General features: G+C 42.8%; 18 protein-coding genes. 17 read left to right on the forward strand and 1 reads right to left on the reverse strand.

All coding sequences use genetic code 11. The annotated features are described in order from the left end of the window. The first annotated feature begins 81 nt into the window (after positions 1-81). The 3 genes from AC3II9_RS06150 (at position 82) to AC3II9_RS06160 (ending at position 2075) form a co-directional block, all read left to right on the forward strand. Complete coding sequence (locus AC3II9_RS06150) at positions 82-615, forward strand: amidase domain-containing protein (RefSeq protein WP_489154243.1); 534 nt, start codon at positions 82-84, stop codon at positions 613-615. A gap of 126 nt (positions 616-741) precedes the next feature. After that, a complete protein-coding gene (locus tag AC3II9_RS06155; protein ID WP_489154051.1) occupies positions 742-1314 on the forward strand; it encodes a nitroreductase family protein in 573 nt (190 codons plus the stop codon). A gap of 269 nt (positions 1315-1583) precedes the next feature. Then, the gene (locus AC3II9_RS06160) at positions 1584-2075 is read left to right on the forward strand and encodes a YusW family protein (protein ID WP_489154053.1); all 492 of its coding nucleotides are present in this window, start codon (positions 1584-1586) and stop codon (positions 2073-2075) included. Positions 2076-2329: 254 nt separating this feature from the next. On the opposite strand, the gene AC3II9_RS06165 is transcribed toward AC3II9_RS06160, so the two are convergent. After that, complete coding sequence (locus tag AC3II9_RS06165; RefSeq protein ID WP_489154055.1) at positions 2330-3214, reverse strand: MerR family transcriptional regulator; 885 nt, start codon at positions 3212-3214, stop codon at positions 2330-2332. Positions 3215-3445: 231 nt separating this feature from the next. Here AC3II9_RS06165 and AC3II9_RS06170 point away from each other — a divergent pair, with 231 nt between their 5' ends. From AC3II9_RS06170 to AC3II9_RS06235, 14 genes are all read left to right on the forward strand, one after another. After that, on the forward strand, positions 3446-5008 hold the full coding sequence (locus AC3II9_RS06170; RefSeq protein ID WP_489154057.1) for a phytoene desaturase family protein: 1563 nt from the start codon (positions 3446-3448) through the stop codon (positions 5006-5008). A gap of 148 nt (positions 5009-5156) precedes the next feature. Further along, a complete protein-coding gene (locus tag AC3II9_RS06175; RefSeq protein WP_489154059.1) occupies positions 5157-7364 on the forward strand; it encodes an MMPL family transporter in 2208 nt (735 codons plus the stop codon). 110 nt (positions 7365-7474) lie between these two features. Beyond that, the gene (locus tag AC3II9_RS06180; RefSeq protein ID WP_391368219.1) at positions 7475-7660 is read left to right on the forward strand and encodes a DUF4177 domain-containing protein; all 186 of its coding nucleotides are present in this window, start codon (positions 7475-7477) and stop codon (positions 7658-7660) included. A gap of 60 nt (positions 7661-7720) precedes the next feature. Next, positions 7721-8335 carry a PH domain-containing protein gene (locus AC3II9_RS06185; RefSeq protein ID WP_489154060.1) on the forward strand — a complete coding sequence of 205 codons (615 nt, stop codon included), beginning with the start codon at positions 7721-7723 and terminating at the stop codon, positions 8333-8335. 81 nt (positions 8336-8416) lie between these two features. Next, on the forward strand, positions 8417-9262 hold the full coding sequence (locus tag AC3II9_RS06190; RefSeq protein WP_489154062.1) for a ribonuclease H1 domain-containing protein: 846 nt from the start codon (positions 8417-8419) through the stop codon (positions 9260-9262). A gap of 274 nt (positions 9263-9536) precedes the next feature. Beyond that, positions 9537-10247 carry a GntR family transcriptional regulator gene (locus tag AC3II9_RS06195; protein ID WP_489154064.1) on the forward strand — a complete coding sequence of 237 codons (711 nt, stop codon included), beginning with the start codon at positions 9537-9539 and terminating at the stop codon, positions 10245-10247. A gap of 175 nt (positions 10248-10422) precedes the next feature. After that, on the forward strand, positions 10423-10845 hold the full coding sequence (gene phnG, locus AC3II9_RS06200; protein WP_489154066.1) for a phosphonate C-P lyase system protein PhnG: 423 nt from the start codon (positions 10423-10425) through the stop codon (positions 10843-10845). A 12-nt stretch (positions 10846-10857) separates the two neighbouring features. Beyond that, on the forward strand, positions 10858-11430 hold the full coding sequence (phnH, locus tag AC3II9_RS06205) for a phosphonate C-P lyase system protein PhnH (protein WP_489154068.1): 573 nt from the start codon (positions 10858-10860) through the stop codon (positions 11428-11430). Continuing rightward, on the forward strand, positions 11430-12515 hold the full coding sequence (locus AC3II9_RS06210; RefSeq protein ID WP_489154070.1) for a carbon-phosphorus lyase complex subunit PhnI: 1086 nt from the start codon (positions 11430-11432) through the stop codon (positions 12513-12515). Before phnH ends, AC3II9_RS06210 begins: the two co-directional genes overlap by 1 nt. Further along, positions 12512-13357, forward strand: a complete 846-nt coding sequence (locus AC3II9_RS06215; RefSeq protein ID WP_489154071.1) for an alpha-D-ribose 1-methylphosphonate 5-phosphate C-P-lyase PhnJ — start codon at positions 12512-12514, stop codon at positions 13355-13357. Before AC3II9_RS06210 ends, AC3II9_RS06215 begins: the two co-directional genes overlap by 4 nt. Next, positions 13354-14193, forward strand: a complete 840-nt coding sequence (locus AC3II9_RS06220; protein ID WP_489154073.1) for an ATP-binding cassette domain-containing protein — start codon at positions 13354-13356, stop codon at positions 14191-14193. The genes AC3II9_RS06215 and AC3II9_RS06220 overlap by 4 nt, the downstream gene beginning before the upstream one ends. 12 nt (positions 14194-14205) lie before the next feature. Then, positions 14206-15378, forward strand: a complete 1173-nt coding sequence (phnM, locus tag AC3II9_RS06225; RefSeq protein WP_489154075.1) for a phosphonate metabolism protein PhnM — start codon at positions 14206-14208, stop codon at positions 15376-15378. 11 nt (positions 15379-15389) lie between these two features. Next, positions 15390-16088, forward strand: coding sequence for a phosphonate C-P lyase system protein PhnL (phnL, locus tag AC3II9_RS06230; RefSeq protein ID WP_489154077.1), 699 nt, complete (start codon positions 15390-15392; stop codon positions 16086-16088). Beyond that, positions 16085-16900: a PHP domain-containing protein gene (locus AC3II9_RS06235; protein ID WP_489154079.1), complete on the forward strand. Its 816-nt coding sequence runs from the start codon at positions 16085-16087 to the stop codon at positions 16898-16900. The genes phnL and AC3II9_RS06235 overlap by 4 nt, the downstream gene beginning before the upstream one ends. Positions 16901-16971 lie beyond the last annotated feature (71 nt).

Here is a 16971-nt window from a genome sequence, read left to right on the forward strand (position 1 = left end):
TCACTATATTTTTGATTGGAGTAATTGCCAAATATATGTTGGTGCTCAGGCATATAAGAATAGAGAAAGGGGGCGTACCATATTCCGACATATTATAACCGTGATGCAGCGGTGGAATATGCAAACAGCTGGTGGGATGGCCGCAATCCGAACTTTCCATCCTTTGCCGTGGATTGTACAAATTTTATTTCACAATGTTTACTAGCAGGTGGTGCACCGATGTGGGGAGCACCAAACCGAGGAACGGGCTGGTGGATTACGTCTGGTTGGCGCAGTGGGCGAGAAGGGCATTATCCGAATGAAACGTGGAGCTATAGCTGGTCTGTGGCACATAGCTTAAGATGGTATCTTGAAACATCGAAGAGAGGGTTGACTGCGAAACAAGTCAGCGATGTTTCGGAGCTTGAGCTAGGTGACGTGATTTTATATGACTTTCAAGGAACGGGTGTCATTGATCATAGTACGATTGTGACGAGTATACGAAATGGTGTCCCATATGTGCATGCACATACAAACGATAGTGCGAACAGGCACTATGCATACCGCAATTCAGGGGCATACACACCAGATATCAAATATTATTTTTATAAAATTAGTGATGTGTTTTCAGGGTAGTATAATACGAGATTCCGATTGAAGGCTGTTTGAAAAAATAGTGAAATGTGTTAAGGTTGGTTGTAGGAAAAACAGACGACGTAAACACGAGTAGTTACGGTCTATTTTGAAGGAGTGATTTTGGAAATGAACACACAATCGTTATCGATCAGAGAAGCTATTATGAATCGCCGTTCGATTAAAGTATTTAACGGTCAGCCAGTGGATCGTGAAGATTTACTAACAATCATTGATGATGCAGTATGGGCGCCGAATCATGGCAATCGTGAACCGTGGCGTTTAGTAGTAGCGTGTGGTCCAGAACTAGCGCAATTGCATGAATTGTTACGCGATATCGCTGTTCCGAAATGGCGTGAGCTAGCAGCAGAAGAGCTTGAAAATCAGATGAAAAAATTCACGTTACCAGGTGGCTATGCGTTTGTCATCGTACCGGAAGATGTACGTCAAAAAGAGCGTTTAGAGGATTTAGGCGCAGCATCAAGCTTTATTCAAAATATGCAATTACTGGCATGGGATAAAGGCATCGGTGCTTGTTGGAAAACACCACCATTTTTAGATGCACCAAAATTCCGTGAAGCATTAAAGGTAGCACCAGGAGAACGTGTAATAGCGATGCTACAATTTGGTTATTTCGATGAATTACCAAAAGCAAAAGCACGTAAAACAGCAGAACAAATCGTCACAACGTTTGGCGAATAATAGAAAGGGAGTCACTTCAACTTTGTTGGAGTGGCTTTTTTCATGAGTAAGAAAGTATAAACTTTTTCAACTTGAAAGAGTGTCTAGCGCAAGCGGACCAGCCCCTCGTGATGTTTCGAAATTCTCTTCGTAGGAGCCTACCTTCAACGCATGTAGGGGGCGCTTGCACTTTTCTTATGAAATCGCTCTGTCGAAGAAAAAATAGTCGTAAAGGCATAAAATTATCAAGAGTAGGGCATTTTTATAGTAAAAGAAGGAGGTTGCTTTTTATGCACAAAATCAAATGGTTAGTTATTCCACTGAGCTTTTTACTACTAACAGCTTGTAATAAGGATAATGATGAAGCAACAAATGTACCGAATGATGCGCCAACACAACTAGAAAATGAAACAACGGCAGGTGGTAATGGTACAAATGTGACGAATACACAAGCAGCGAATGCACCATTTAACTTTACGCATTTTTCATTAGATGTGGATTATTCGGCTACGCAAAGTTTTGAGGTGGAGTATGAAAACGAAGAATCTGGTGTAGAGGCTTCGATTGAGGATGATGTGAATGGGGAAAAATTAGATGGGAATGCAGCCTATGATAAGCTCGAACCGATTTTTAAGTCATTCACATTTGATGCGGCAACAGCTGAGGTAGATGTAATTGCAGAAGTGATGAAGGCATTTAACTTAGCCGATAACTACCAAAAACTTGAACTTGATATACGATTCTCAGATGGTACAGAAAAAGAATACCATGCACAGAAATAGGTGCTTATTGTTTGATTAATATTTTGTTGAGTGAAGCCCGGAAAAGTACGTGTGCGAGCAAAACGCGGCGTTATCCGGTCAAAAGAGCCGGTTGAACGAGCAAAACTCGGATGTAAACGAGCAAAACGCGCGGCTATCCGGTCAAAAAACCCGTTCAAACGAGCAAAATGCCATAGAAAGCAGTCAACAATGACCAATAATTCAACATAATTAAAAACAAAAAAGGTGTGGCCAAATAGTGGCTACACCTTTTTCTACTGTGAAAAGACGTCTTGTAACGAATGGGCTTCTTGAATGGCTTCGAGTTGAAAGTGCTGGAGAGTATTGTGGATACCAGCACCTCCAATGAAAAATTTAATATGTGGCACCGTTTTGGCAAAAGCATCAATGGCTCGAATTGCTTGCCCGTCGTCTGCCCATACCGCTTGTGTCGAAGCAGTTAACAACACGATCGATGGGTTCGTCAGGCGAACGGTCGATTCAATGGCGTTCGGAGCGGGGGCTGGCCCGAGCATCAATGTACGATAGCCACGAAGCATACATTGGACAAGTAAAATGTGGATCGGGATTTCATGTCGTTCATTCGGCAAACAGCTCCCAACTACGAGTGGTGCATGTTCAGGTACATGAAAACGACGGCGCAAATTCGCTAAAAAGTCGCGAATCGTTTGACTGCTCACTGCCTCTTGGTATTCGCCCCATTTTTTTTTACACCACAATTCGCCAATCCGTCGTAAAAACGGCGCAATAATCTGTTGCAGTAATACTTCTATCCCGAATACATGGTGAGCTTGCTCCAGCAAGTGCAAAATTTTCTTATCATCCGCTAGTTTTCCTGCTTCCTCTAGGGCAAATAAAAAATAAGTGACTTGATCCGTAGGCGCTTCTGGCTGTTCCGCTTGTTCCTCTTCCACTTGTTGTACAAGCATAGCCGCCTGCTTCACTGAGTGCCCTGCTTCTGTTAAGACAATAATTTGCTGTAGCCGTGCGACTTCTGCTTCGGTATAAATGCGGTAGCCATTATCAAGACGCTCTGGTGTGATAATTCCGTAACGATCTTCCCATTTTCGGATGACTTGCTTCGATAAACCGGTCATTTCCGCTACTTGCTGAATCGAATATGTGCGTTTTTTATTCATGCCATTCCCTCAATTTTTTTAAATTCATTCAAACCGTTGTGACTACCTGTTCCTACTAACATTCAACGAAAAAATCAATTAGTTGTCAAACGTTGTATAACTGTTGTACAATGTTTGTATAATATTATAGCACTTTAATAGCGGTTTAAGTATAAAATATACAGTAAATGATGCATTAATTAAACAAACCTTGTACGACTTTGTATAAGGTTTAACTCGGAGGGGAAATTGATGAAAAACATTGCAATTGTAGGAGCAGGTCCAGGAGGATTAGCCGCGGCGATGCTACTTGCCCATAAAGGATATACAGTACAGGTGTATGAAAAGCAATCATATGTAGGGGGGCGGACGAGTGAAATCCAATTAGGAGATTATAAGTTTGATATGGGGCCTACGTTTTTAAATATGCTCTATATTGCGGAAGAGATTTTCGAGCTGACAGGGCGCAAACTGCAAGATTATGTAGAGTTATATGATTTAGACCCCATGTATGAGTTGATCTTTCATGATAAAAAAATCAATATGACACGCAATGCCCATGAAATGATCAAACAAATTAATGAGGTGTTTCCAGGTAATGAGGGCGGGTATGAAGCGTATATTGAAAAAACACAGAAGAAGCTTGAAGTATTAGCGCCAGTACTACAATCACCGATGAATCGTTTTACGGATATGTTAAAGCCGCATGTACTAAAGGCGGTAGGCGAGCTAGAAATTGGGAAATCACTCGTCGATACATTATCGCAGTTTTATAAAGATGAAGATTTACAATTAGCCTTCACATTCCAAGCGAAATACCTTGGCATGTCACCGTGGGAAAGTCCAGGTGCCTTCTCCATTCTTTCTTATATTGAGCATGCATATGGTGTATATCATGTCAAAGGAGGACTCAATCGTTTAACACAAGCGATGGCACGAGTCGCGTGTGAAATGGGCGTGAAAATTTATACGAATTGTGGCGTGAAAAAGCTCGTGACATCTGGACGGAAAGTAACGGGATTAGCACTGGAAAATGGCGAGGTCGTGGAGGCGGATGAAGTCGTCATCAATGGTGATTTCGGTCATGTCATGACGAACTTAGTGGAGCCGGGTGTGCTGAAAAAATATACGCCTGAAAAAATGGCGAAAAAACCGTTATCTTGCTCGACATTTATGCTCTATCTTGGGGTGAATAAACGATTTGACGATTTGGCGCATCATACGATTTGGTTTGCCAAAGACTATCGTAAAAATGTAGAAGAAATCACAAAGACGAAACTATTATCAGATGATCCATCCATTTACATTCAAAATGCAGTCGTGACAGATCCGACAGTGGCACCAGCAGGCAAGTCTACGTTGTATATTTTAGTCCCTGTCCCAAATAATACGAGCGCGATTGATTGGGATGCGGTATCAGGAGACTTCCGCAATATGGTGTTGCGTATGGTGGCAGAAAAGCTAGGAGAGCCACATTTAGAAAATTTAATTGAAGAGGAACGTATGATTACCCCGAAAGATTGGGAGAATGATATTAATGTGTACAAAGGGGCGACATTCAATTTAGGTCACCAATTAACACAAATGCTGGCGTTCCGTCCACGCAATAAATTTGAAGAGCTAGACCGCTGTTGGCTAGTTGGGGGCGGGACACATCCAGGAAGTGGCTTACCGATTATTTTAGAATCAGCCCGCATTACGGTAAATGGCATTTTAGCACAAGATCAAAAAGCACTGTTCCCAGTCAAACCGTTGCCGAATGGTTCGACGTATAAACCAGTGAAGGAAGTTTCCAAACCAATTATTCAGATGTAGCGGCTCATCACGGGAGTGCGAGGTTGATGGGGGAATCGAAATCAACCTCGCTTTTGCATTATGAGCTTTTCAGTTGAACGGGTTTGTTAAAAATAGGTATAAATAATGTATGAAGAGAAAACTATGATGATAGAAAAGAGGAACATGTATGAGTAAACACCCATTAGAACGATGGGGTGAAATGATGGGCGGGAAAAAATCAAGATGGGTTGTGCTTGCTTTATGGGTTGCGTTTGCAGTCATTCTGGCCACTGTTTTCCCTCAAGTCAATAATGTAGAAAACTATTCAGGTGCAGACTTGCCTGAAGATGTCATGTCCATGAAGGCGAATGACATTATCGATGAAGAGTTTTCGTCTGATGCCGGCTTACCACTACTCATTGTGTGGTATAAAGAAGCCGGTCTTGACCGGACAGATTTGCAGCATATTCAAAGTTTATATGCACAGTTAAATGATAAGCCGTTAGCAGATCAACAATTAGTACCCCCATATCATCAAATGCCAACCGAAGCATTAATGGGGTCATTATCGGAAAATGGTCAATCCATTGTAACGCCAATTTTCTTTGCGGCAAATGTTGATACGGAGACATTAAAGGAAAACTACGATGAAATTCGCCGTATCACAGAAGAAATCACAGGTGCGAATCCGTATGATACGGACAGTTTAGCAGAAGATGGCTTACACGCCCGTTTTTCAGGTCCAGCTGGGATTGTGGTCGATGCAACGAAGCTATTTGAATCAGCAGACTTCCAGTTAATGGCGGCGACAGTCATTATTATTTTAGTTATTTTACTCGTCATTTATCGTTCGCCGATTTTAGCCGTGATTCCATTAGTCGTTGTCAGTATCGCGTACCTTGTCGTGAGTCCAATTCTTGGCTATATGGCAGAAAGCGGTTGGATTGATAAAGATGCACAAGCGGTGTCGATCATGGTCGTGCTCTTATTTGGTGCAGGGACGGATTATTGTTTATTTTTAATTACGAAATATCGTGATATGTTGCTTGAGGAGGAGAATAAGTTCCTCGCGTTAGCAAAAGCGGTACGTGAGTCCACAGGGGCCATTGTGATGAGTGGGTTAACGGTTGTGATTGGTCTGGCGACACTTGGGCTTGCGGATTACGGTGCGTTTCAACGGTTCGCTGTTCCGTTTAGCTTAGGGGTACTATTAACAGGCTTTGCGGTTATTACACTATTACCAGCAGTTCTGGCCATTTTAGGGCGCGGCGCCTTTTGGCCATTCGTTCCGCGTACACCAGACATGGCGAAAGCGGTGGCGGAGCAAAAGAAGAAGCCGTATAAAGAGCCAAAGCAAAATCATCGCTTTATGCGTGCTGTCGGGGATTTTGCGACGAGCAATTCATGGATTGTCATCCTCTTGACAGGTGCGATTTTACTGGGGCTTGCGTATGCTTCGACAACGATTAAGTATAGTTATGATTTACTATCGTCATTCCCAGAAGACTTAGGCTCTCGTGAAGGCTTCGCAATCATTGAAGAAAACTTTTCTGCTGGTGAATTGGCACCTGTGAAAGTCATTGTTGATACGGAAGGAAAGGATATTAATATTGGTGAACAGCTCGCTGCTTTACCGTATGTGGCCTTAGTCGACGATGTACAAATCGGCCAATACAATTCCAATTATCAGCTATATGAAGTCGATTTAAATAAAAATCCATATTCAAAAGAAGCGATGGATGATGTACAACAAATGAAGGAAGATTTAAAGTCGATCATGGGAGACGTAGCGTTAGGTGAGGCGAATTTCTGGATTGGCGGCGAAACGAGTACGCAAATTGATACAAGTGATGTGCAAGCAAGAGATGAAGCCTTAGTAGAACCGATTATGATCGTCATTATTTTCCTTGTACTATTATTGTACTTACGTGCCTTTATTACATCATTGCATTTAATGGTGACTGTTATTGTGTCATTCTTTGCGGCATTAGGTGCAGGCTGGTTAATCATTACGGGTATACTCGGTCATGAAGCGATGGCAAGTTCGATACCACTGTATAGCTTCGTGTTTATCATAGCGCTTGGTAATGACTATAATATCTTTATGATTTCAGATATTTGGAAAAATCGAAAGCGCGGCCTCGGTCATGCAGAGGCGATTGCAAGTGGGGTTGCTTCCACTGGTGCGGTTATTACATCCGCTGGGCTGATTTTAGCAGGAACATTTACCGTCCTTGCGACATTACCGATTCAGCTATTAGTGCAGTTCGGTCTAGTCACAGCGATAGGGGTATTACTTGATACATTCATTGTTCGTCCGTTATTAGTACCAGCACTAATTACGGTGTTTGGTAAGCTATCTTACTGGCCGGGCAGTCTATGGCGAAAAGAATGATAAAGGTAGCGTCGCTCATGTAGATGGGCGGCGTTTTCTTTTTTCGGATTGAAACTTTTTCCACACGCTTACCGTATATACTAAAAAGGTAAGTAACAGGGGGCGATTAGATGTATAGGTACGAGATCGTAAATATTGAAGTAGGGAAAATGACAGGCAAGATTAAAGCGGATATTGACCGCACGATTCATGACTATGCAAAGCAAGGCTGGCGTTTACATAGCTGTGTGCCGATTAATAATGGGGCGTCTGGCATGACAGGAGAAATAAAAGTCATTTTTGAGAAAGAAATGTAAAAGGGATATATACGAGGTACGTAGAATCATACATTATGTAACGAAAAGGGAGGCTATATGATGTTCAAAAAAATTGCTGCAGATGCGTTAGGGTTATCCGATATTGGGGTCGTTGTACCGCGAGCGGACTTTGATAAAACAGATGCCGATGATTTTATTTTTACTGAAATGGACGAGCAAATTTATTTTCTCATTAAAACAAAGGCAGATGAGTATTGCTTTACGAACTACGGGTTAATCCATGTAGACGGGGCAAATGCCATCAGTAAAAAGCGTATGCTGCGCCGCTATGATTATGAGCATAGTACGATTGATAACGTGCTACTAGAAACAGCGGGGACGATTGATCTCGATGTGGAGATTAAATTTACAATCGGTAACACATCGTTATCGATTGATATTCACAAAAAATTCCTGAATGAAATTAAAGACTTGTATAAGGCACTACATGCGATTTCACTGGAACAACAGTCGAATGCCTATAAGCTAGAGGCAGCGAAACAAAGCTTAACACTTGCTTCCAGTGCACTTGGGCGGATTGGCAATGATGAAGTGTCCCCAGCGACATCCTTTGAAGACATTACGAAATTTGCACATAGCTGGCTTTTACAAAATAAAGAAGCGTATGTGAAAAAGGATTTCGGCGATGTGTTTGAGAAGTATATTAATAACTAAACGGCAGCATCCACTCGTGCAGTGGATGCTTTTTTATATGCTACAATAGTAGTAGTATGGAAAGAAATGGGCGATGTATAGGTGAAGGAAAAGAAGAACGTGTACTACGGTGTCCATGGTCCCTTGTTTAAAGGGGTTGTACATTCAGGACAAGCATTCAAAGAGCAAGTATCAGGAAAAAAGGGGATGTATGGTAAACGATTTAAAACAGAGCAAGAGGCGCTGGAGTGGGTAGAAAACTTTATATCCCCGGCAGAAAAACACCAGCTACGTCAATCGGGTGATGCATGCGTGTATGCGATTTGTGGCCCAGATTTTACAGGGGTAGTGCATTCAAAAGAGGAGTTTGTGGAAAAGGTGTTCCGTAAAAAGGGGATGCGCGGCAAAAAATGTGTCAATGAACAACAAGCACAGAAGTGGATTGACTCCTTTACACAACGAGGGAAAAAGAAGAAAAAAGCAAAGCAGACGGTAGACATACGAGAGACGGTGTTATTTGTAGAGCCGACACCGATAGAACCAAAGCAACAGGTCATTCTTTATATTGATGGTGGCTATAAAAACAATCGAGGGACATACGGGGTTGTCGCCTATTCAGCGAAAAGCATTGAGCCCGTTTACCGAGATTTCGGCTATGTGTATGACGAGCGCTTTAATGCGTTGAAAAATACAGGGGCAGAATTAATGGCTTGCCTGCGCGGATTAGAATGGGCATTTGCCAACAATATGGATCAAGTATGCATCATTTATGATTTTGAGGGGATCGTCAGTCATTGTGATAAAACCCAGTCAAATGAAGTCCTCACCCTCTATCAACAAATGATGGGGAATTTTAAAAAGCATCTGCATATTCACTTTTTACATGTGCGGCACGCCAACAAAACCCTTCACGCAGAAGCTCACCGATTAACGCAGTTAGTCCTGTAGCGGAATTTTAACTGTTACTTCATGGACTTTTTCAGCCCCCTCATGGCGATAGGGGGCTTTTTCATATCAATTATCACGAAGCATCATAAAGGAAAAGTGGTAAAAACGCGTTTTTTTTACATATCGTTAAAGTATTTTTTACAATTTCTTCATAAATGTGTACATACCTTTATATATCAATGTTTTTGAGGCCTATGTATTCTGGTCTAGGACAAAACGAACTTGCATAATTTTTGTACAAATTTTATTCTATGGCAACAGAAAAGGTTGTGGGGTGAAGAGATTGGATGAGCAGGAATTAGTAGTGAAGGATTATTTACTACAAGGAATCGCTGCAGGGGATTTTTCGCACGATGGAAAAATGCCAAGTGAATATACATTAGTGGAGATGTTTGGCGTTCCACGCATAAAAGTACGAAATGTTTATAACCTGTTGGAGAAAATGGGCTTTATTTATTCGCAGAAAGGAATTGGACGTTTTTTAAGGCATCAACAAAAACCGTTAGAGGTCGTGATGTCTGGGGATATCAGCTTTAGCGAAAAAATGCTCAACCATACTTCCAACTATAAATCGATTGTGACAAAAATTGAGCAAGTATCCAAAGACCATGTCATCTTTAGCAAGTCGTATGTCACTAGTGGCACCCTGTATTTAATTGAACGGCTGCGCTTTATTGACGGGGAACCGGCTGCGATTCATCGCTCGTATGTCGTAGCTGAAAATATGCCTGAAGTGAAGCAAGTGAATAACCGTTTAACGTCCATGTACCAATTTTATAAGCAACATGGTGTCAATCAATTCCATAGTTCCTTCTCACAATTATCCGTGACATTTCCAAATGAGCTGGACCGGACATTGCTTGACTGTGAAATATTAGTCCCCCTTGTGAAAGTAGAATCAGACAATTGGGATGCAGAGCGTCATGTGTTACTGGAATACACCGAAATTTTATATCGAACAGATCGCTTCTTTTTTCAAATATAGTGTGAAGGGCATATCCCGAAAGTTTTTACTTTCAGGATATGCCTTTTTTGATGGGGAAGAAATAAATCCTCACATGGCGCCATTTTTGTAAAAGTAAATTTACATGAACTTCACGAAACCTTTTCACTACGCAACATGGCGACAAGTTAAGGTAATGGTGAAAGGAGTTGGTCATGTGAAACGAGCTGAACGGACCAAATTATTAATTGAGGTTGGACGTGAAGAAGCATTACAGATGGCAAATGAAGTGTGTACACAACACGAGGTGATTGAAATACAAGCGCCAAGAGAGGGGCTTGTCATGATTAAAATGCGCGAATCCGCACAACAATCACTTTTTTATATAGGGGAAACGTTAGTGACAGAAACAAAGGTGAAAATTGGTGAGGCATTTGGACTTGGACTCGTTCGAGAGTATGAACCAGAGCTGTCAAAAGCATTGGCGATCATCGATGCGGCCTATAATGGACAACTGCCTGAAGTAGCTACGTGGGAGGAAACTTTTACAAAACTTTCACAACGGCTCGAACAGGAACAGCACGAGGTGAAACGCTCCATCGAACGGACAAAAGTACAGTTCGATACGATGTCGATTTAAGGAGGAGAAAAAATGGAAATGACACATTTTACTCAGCAAACATTTCGGACGTTAATGGATTGCTTTGCGCGACCAGGCAAAAAAGAGGCAGTACAAACATTGCATGCTGTTGACGGACTATATGCTGAAACATTGTCTGTTTTAATGACATTGCTCGATGGAGAAGTGAGCTTCCAAACAGTTGGTGAAGAGGAGCGACTGCAACGCGAGCTACGTGCATGGACAGGTGCCAAGATGAACGAGTTTGGCGCGGCGGATTTTATCATTGTGCCTGCACAAGCGAAAGAGGAGCAAGTGCTAGAAGCATTGGCGGTAGCGAAAATAGGGGATTTAATTGACCCGCAGCAATCGGCTACATTCGTGATGGAAGTAGCGCAGGATCAAAGAAAGACGGTATATGAATTAACGGGACCAGGCATTCAGCATCAGGAAGTAATGGAAATCGCATTATCTCCGGATATTGTGCAACTACGTGCGAAGCGAAATCGCGAGTTTCCGCTCGGGATTGACCTCATTTTGATTGATGAAGCAGGGAAGGTACTTGCTTTACCACGAACAACGATGATGAAAGAGGTGAACAACTAATGGCATATGTAGCAGTGCGAGGCGGGGCAGAGGCGATTGACGCTTCTTTAGAGCATTTGCAGTATGAGCGCGTCAAGCATGGTGCCCACATATCTGTACAAACGTTACAGGCAACGATGCGCGGCTTTTTAGATCAAGTGATGTCTGAAAGTAGCTTATATAGTGAACGTTTAGCCTCTTTAGCGATGAAGCAAAGTGAGGGGAATGCAGAGGAGGCCGTATTTTTACTACGTGCTCACCGTTCCACGTTGCCGCGATTATATTATTCGACAGTAACGGATGCACGTGAAATGTTTGTGCTACGACGCATTTCAGCGAGCTTTAAAGATATTCCAGGTGGACAAATATTAGGGGCTTCCCACGATTATTTACATCGTTTGTTGGACTTTGAGCTGCTAGAGGAGACGGCGGCAGATGTTGTGCGAAAGAAAGCACAATTTGAACAAATCGATACACCTGAAGAAAGTCAGCTTCCTTTAGAGCACCTCCCTAAAGTAATGGATTATTTACGCGAAGAAGGCTTAGTGCGAGAGTTTCCATTAAATGATCAGGAGCCAAGCGATGTGACGAAGCAGGCGATGGCGTTTCCGACGAATCGTTCTCAGCGCTTGCAAACATTAACGCGAGGCCAAACGGGGACCGTTACATCCCTTGGCTATGCAGGTTTACGTGGCTACGGTGCCTCCCATCCAAACGTGGGCGAAGTACGAGTCGGCTGGCAACCCATTTATGTGGCATTAGAAGACGAGGAGGACCCTTACTATATTGGCGCTGTTAAACTCACAGAAGTGGAGTCCTTTATTCCCGTCAATGTAGATGAAGAAGGGCAACAAGTGTTGGAATTTGATATTGGCTACGGTGCCTGTTTTGGACAAAACGAAACGAAGGCGATTGCGATGTCGATTGTGGATCACGCGTTAGAAGTCGGGGGCGATTCGCCAATTCATGATGAAGAATTTGTCCTACTTCACGTTGATATTATTGAATCAACAGGATTCATTTCACATTTAAAAATGCCACATTACGTGACATTCCAAGCATTGTTAGAACAAATCCGCAGCATCAAAAAGGAGGGGAACCGATGAGTACAGTACCATTTGCATTGTTAGATGAACAATCAAAGCGTGAAATCCGACGGGCTATTTTGAAGGGGATTGCGATTCCAGGCTACCAAGTACCATTTGCCTCACGTGAGCTGCCGATTGCCCGTGGCTGGGGAACAGGGGGCTTGCAGGTGACGCTTGCATTAATCGGGAAAGAGGATGTGCTAAAGGTCATCGATCAAGGCTCGGATGACTCCGTCAATGCGGTCAATATTAAAAAGCTTGTGACAAAAACAACTGGTGTGCAAACAACGATTCGCACGCAGGATGCAACACTTGTGCAATCACGTCACCGTATTCCAGAAGTGCCATTGCGCCCAGATCAAGTACTAGTGCTACAAGTACCAGAGCCAGAGCCATTACGTGACATTGAGCGCAGTGAATATAAAACAAAGCGCTATCATGCAGAAAAGGAATATAGCGGTGCGTATTTAATGTTATTTGAGCAAATTATGCGCTATAACCAAACGTCGCAAGGGGCGGATTATCCGGTACTCGTGAATGGTCGCTATGTCATGAATCCAAGTCCGATTCCGCGCTTTGATAATCCAAAAATCCATCAAAGTGATGCACTGATCCTTTTTGGGGCGGGGCGTGAGAAAAAGATTTATGCCATACCACCATACACAAAAGTAGAATCACTTGCGTTTGAGGATTATCCGTTCGTCGTGGAGCAATTTGAAGGGAAGGCTTGTCGAGAAACAGGATTGACAGGGGTCTTTTTAGATGAGCTGACAGATGAAGTGACAGGGGAAACGTACTATTTGTGTAACGATACGAGTTATATGCAAGAAAAATTACAGCAAAAGGTGGCAGCAAAATGACGCAAGAACAACCGGTATTAACGATACGACGATTGTCTAAGCAGTATGGCGATGGTTGTGCGCATTGTCAGCAAGAAGAGGCGAAGCTTGAAAAAAACTTTTGCCCTGTTTGTAAAACCGTCTATGCTTGTCGAAATGTTTCATTGGATGTATACCGCGGCGAAATAGTAGGCATTGTTGGGGAAAGTGGTAGTGGGAAATCAACCTTTATGAAAAGTCTTTATTTTGATGAAACCGTTACATCGGGCGAGGGCTATTTAGCCGATTACGAAAACGGCGAAGTCAATATTTTTACGGAATCGAGCCAAATGAAGCGCCATATTCGCAATACGATTTTAGGGATGGTGTACCAAAATCCGATGCTTGGACTGAAAATGGACTTTTCATCGATGAGTAATATTGCCGAAAAGCAAATTGCAGCAGGCAATCGCCACGTCCGGAATATGGAGGAGCGTAGTCTAGAGCTGTTACGACATGTGAATATTCCAGTCCACCGAAGTAAGGAAGCACCGAAAAACTTCTCAGGTGGGATGCAGCAACGTGTGCAAATCGCAAAAGCATTGTCCAATAATCCACCGATTCTACTATTAGATGAAGTAACAACAGGACTCGATTTATCGGTACAGGCAGATGTTTTAGATTTAATCAAATCAATTCAACGTGAATTAAACATTTCCATGATTGTCGTATCGCATGATTTAGCGGTCATTCGTATGCTTGCTGATCGCACGATTGTCATGCTGAACGGGGAAATTATCGAGCATGGTTTAACGGATCAGGTGTTAGAGGACCCGCAGCACGAATATACACAACAATTAGTTTACTCATTATTGTAAGGAGGCACATCGATGCTGGCAATTATTAATGGAGTTATTGTGACAGAAGAGCAATTTTTAACGAATCATATCGTATTAGTAGAGGGCAATACGATTCAGGCGATTGTGCCGGAAGCGGACGTGGATTTACAAGGCATGGACGTGTTAGATGCACGAGGTGGCTATGTTTCACCAGGTTTCGTCGATATTCATTCAGATTATATTGAAACGATTGTGAGCCCGCGTCCAACTTCTGTGATGAGCATGAACATTGGGTTACGTGAGAGCGAACGCATTTTAATGACACACGGCATTACGACAATTTTCCATTCCTTATCTTATTACGGGGATGATAAATATTCCCATAAGGCGATTCGTAATCCAGAAAATGTTCAAAAATGTGTCGATGCGATTTACGCTTCGCATGACGAGCCGCATTTAATTCGTCATCGCCTGCATGCACGTTTTGAAATTGATTCGATTGATCAAATTCCGAATTTAGAGCGCAATATTTTAGATGGCAAAGTGCATTTACTGTCGTTTATGGATCATACGCCAGGACAGGGGCAATATCGCAATCTAGAAATTTATAAAAATATTATGCGCGGCTATCGTTCGATGACAGATCAAGAGGCAGATGTATTAATTCAGGAGCAGGTCGATAAGACGAAAATGACACTCGATGATATTGAGCGCCTCAGTCGACTCGCAATTGAGCATAACATTGCCGTTGCTTCGCATGATGATGATGACGTAGCGAAACTACAGCTTGTGCAATCGTACGGGACAACAATTAGTGAGTTTCCAATCACGCTCGATGTAGCAAGAGAAGCGAAAAAAATGGGCATGCGCACAATTGCAGGTGCACCGAATATTTTAATTGGTGGTTCACATTCTGGGAATTTAAGTGCGAGTGAGGCAATTCAAGCGCAAGTTATCGACATTATATGTAGTGATTATTACCCTCCGGCGATGCTCCATGGCATTTTTGAGCTCGCGACAAAATATGAGGAAGATTTACATCGTTTATTCCAATTAGTGACGATTAACCCTGCACGTGCCGTTAATTTAGATCATGAAATTGGCTCCATTGCGGTCGGTAAAAAGGCAGATTTATTAATTATTGAGCAAATGGAAGACGGCTATCCTGTTGTCACAACAACGATGGTGGACGGCAGCATTATTATGCAAACGAATTATCGCTAAGGGGGAGAACGATGTTAACTATACAAAATTTGCAAAAATCATTTACCATTCATCATTTACAAAAAACTTTCCCAGCACTTGATCGTATTTCACTGCACGTGAAGGAAGGGGGCTTTTTAGGGATTGTCGGGAAAAGTGGAAGTGGCAAATCAACGATCTTAAAAAGCATTTACCGCACATATGAGCCGCAAGCCGGGGAAATCCTGTTTCATTCAGAAGCCTTTGGGGAGATTGATTTATTGCAGGCGACACCTCGTCAAATTGTTTATTTACGCAAGCACGAGATTGGCTATGTATCGCAATTTTTAAATGTCATGCCTCGAACGACGGCTTTAGAGCTTGTGACGCAATCTTTATTGGATGTTGGGGTAGGGCAGGAAGAAGCGATCGACCGAGCAAAGGCGGCATTACGTCATTTTGACTTAGATGAAAAGTTGTGGAATAGTTATCCGAATAATTTCTCGGGTGGTGAAAAGCTACGTTTAAATATTGCGTGTGCCATTGTCAAAGAACCACGTCTCCTCCTTTTAGATGAGCCAACTGCGAGTTTAGACCAAGCATCAAAAATCAAAGTGCGTGAATCCATTGAGAAGCTGAAGGCACAGGGGACGACGTTAATCGGTATTTTCCATGATCTCGAATTCATGGAAGGGCTTTGTGATGAGGTCTTTACGATGACGAAATATAGCGACAAGGAAGTGTTAGCGTGAAAATCGACTTGCATACACATAGCCGTTATTCGGATGGCAGTGAAACATTGGAAGCGTTATTTCAGCAGGCGAAGGAAGCAGGAATCACACATCTAGGGGTAGTGGATCATGATACAACAGCCCATCATACAGAGGGACGGAAGCTTGCAGCAGAGTATAATATCGCGTTTATCGCGGGTGTTGAAATATCGGCCTATGACTTTCAACGTCAACGCAAGGTGCATATGCTGGGCTATGGCTTTCAAGGTGAATGTCCGCACATTCAAGCATTGTGTGCGCCACTTCTTGCACGCCGACATGCACATTCTTTATGGCAAGTAGGGCGCATACAGGAGGCGGGCTTCGCGTTAGACAAGGAGCAGGCGCTTGCCTTCGCACGCGAAAGCGGGACGTTATATAAGCAGCATATTATGAATGCGTTGACAGAGGAAGCATACGACGCGAAAAATTATCAAACATTGTACCGTTCATTATTTAAACAGGCAGGGGTCGCGGCAGGCGATATTCGCTATGTGGATGCCTTTGATGCATTGCGTGCCATTCATGCGGATGGTGGAGTGGCTGTGTTAGCCCATCCCGGACAGCTGGATTCTTTTGATATCGCAGAGGAGCTTGTAAGAGAGGGTCTAGATGGGATCGAGCTCATTCACCCGGACCATACCCCTTTGCATATGGAACGCGTCCAACAGTTGGCAGACAAGTATCACTTAATGACAACGGGTGGATCGGATTACCACGGCCGATATGGTGCTTCTGTACAGCTGGGACAATATACGATCCCTCATTTACAAAAACCGGCATTTGTAAAGTGAATGTAAAGCATTATTAAGAAAAGTGCGAGGCTATTTTCAAGCGCTTATTGTGATGGTTAAATGGGGCATGT

This window comes from Lysinibacillus sp. RU7 (assembly GCF_057837305.1).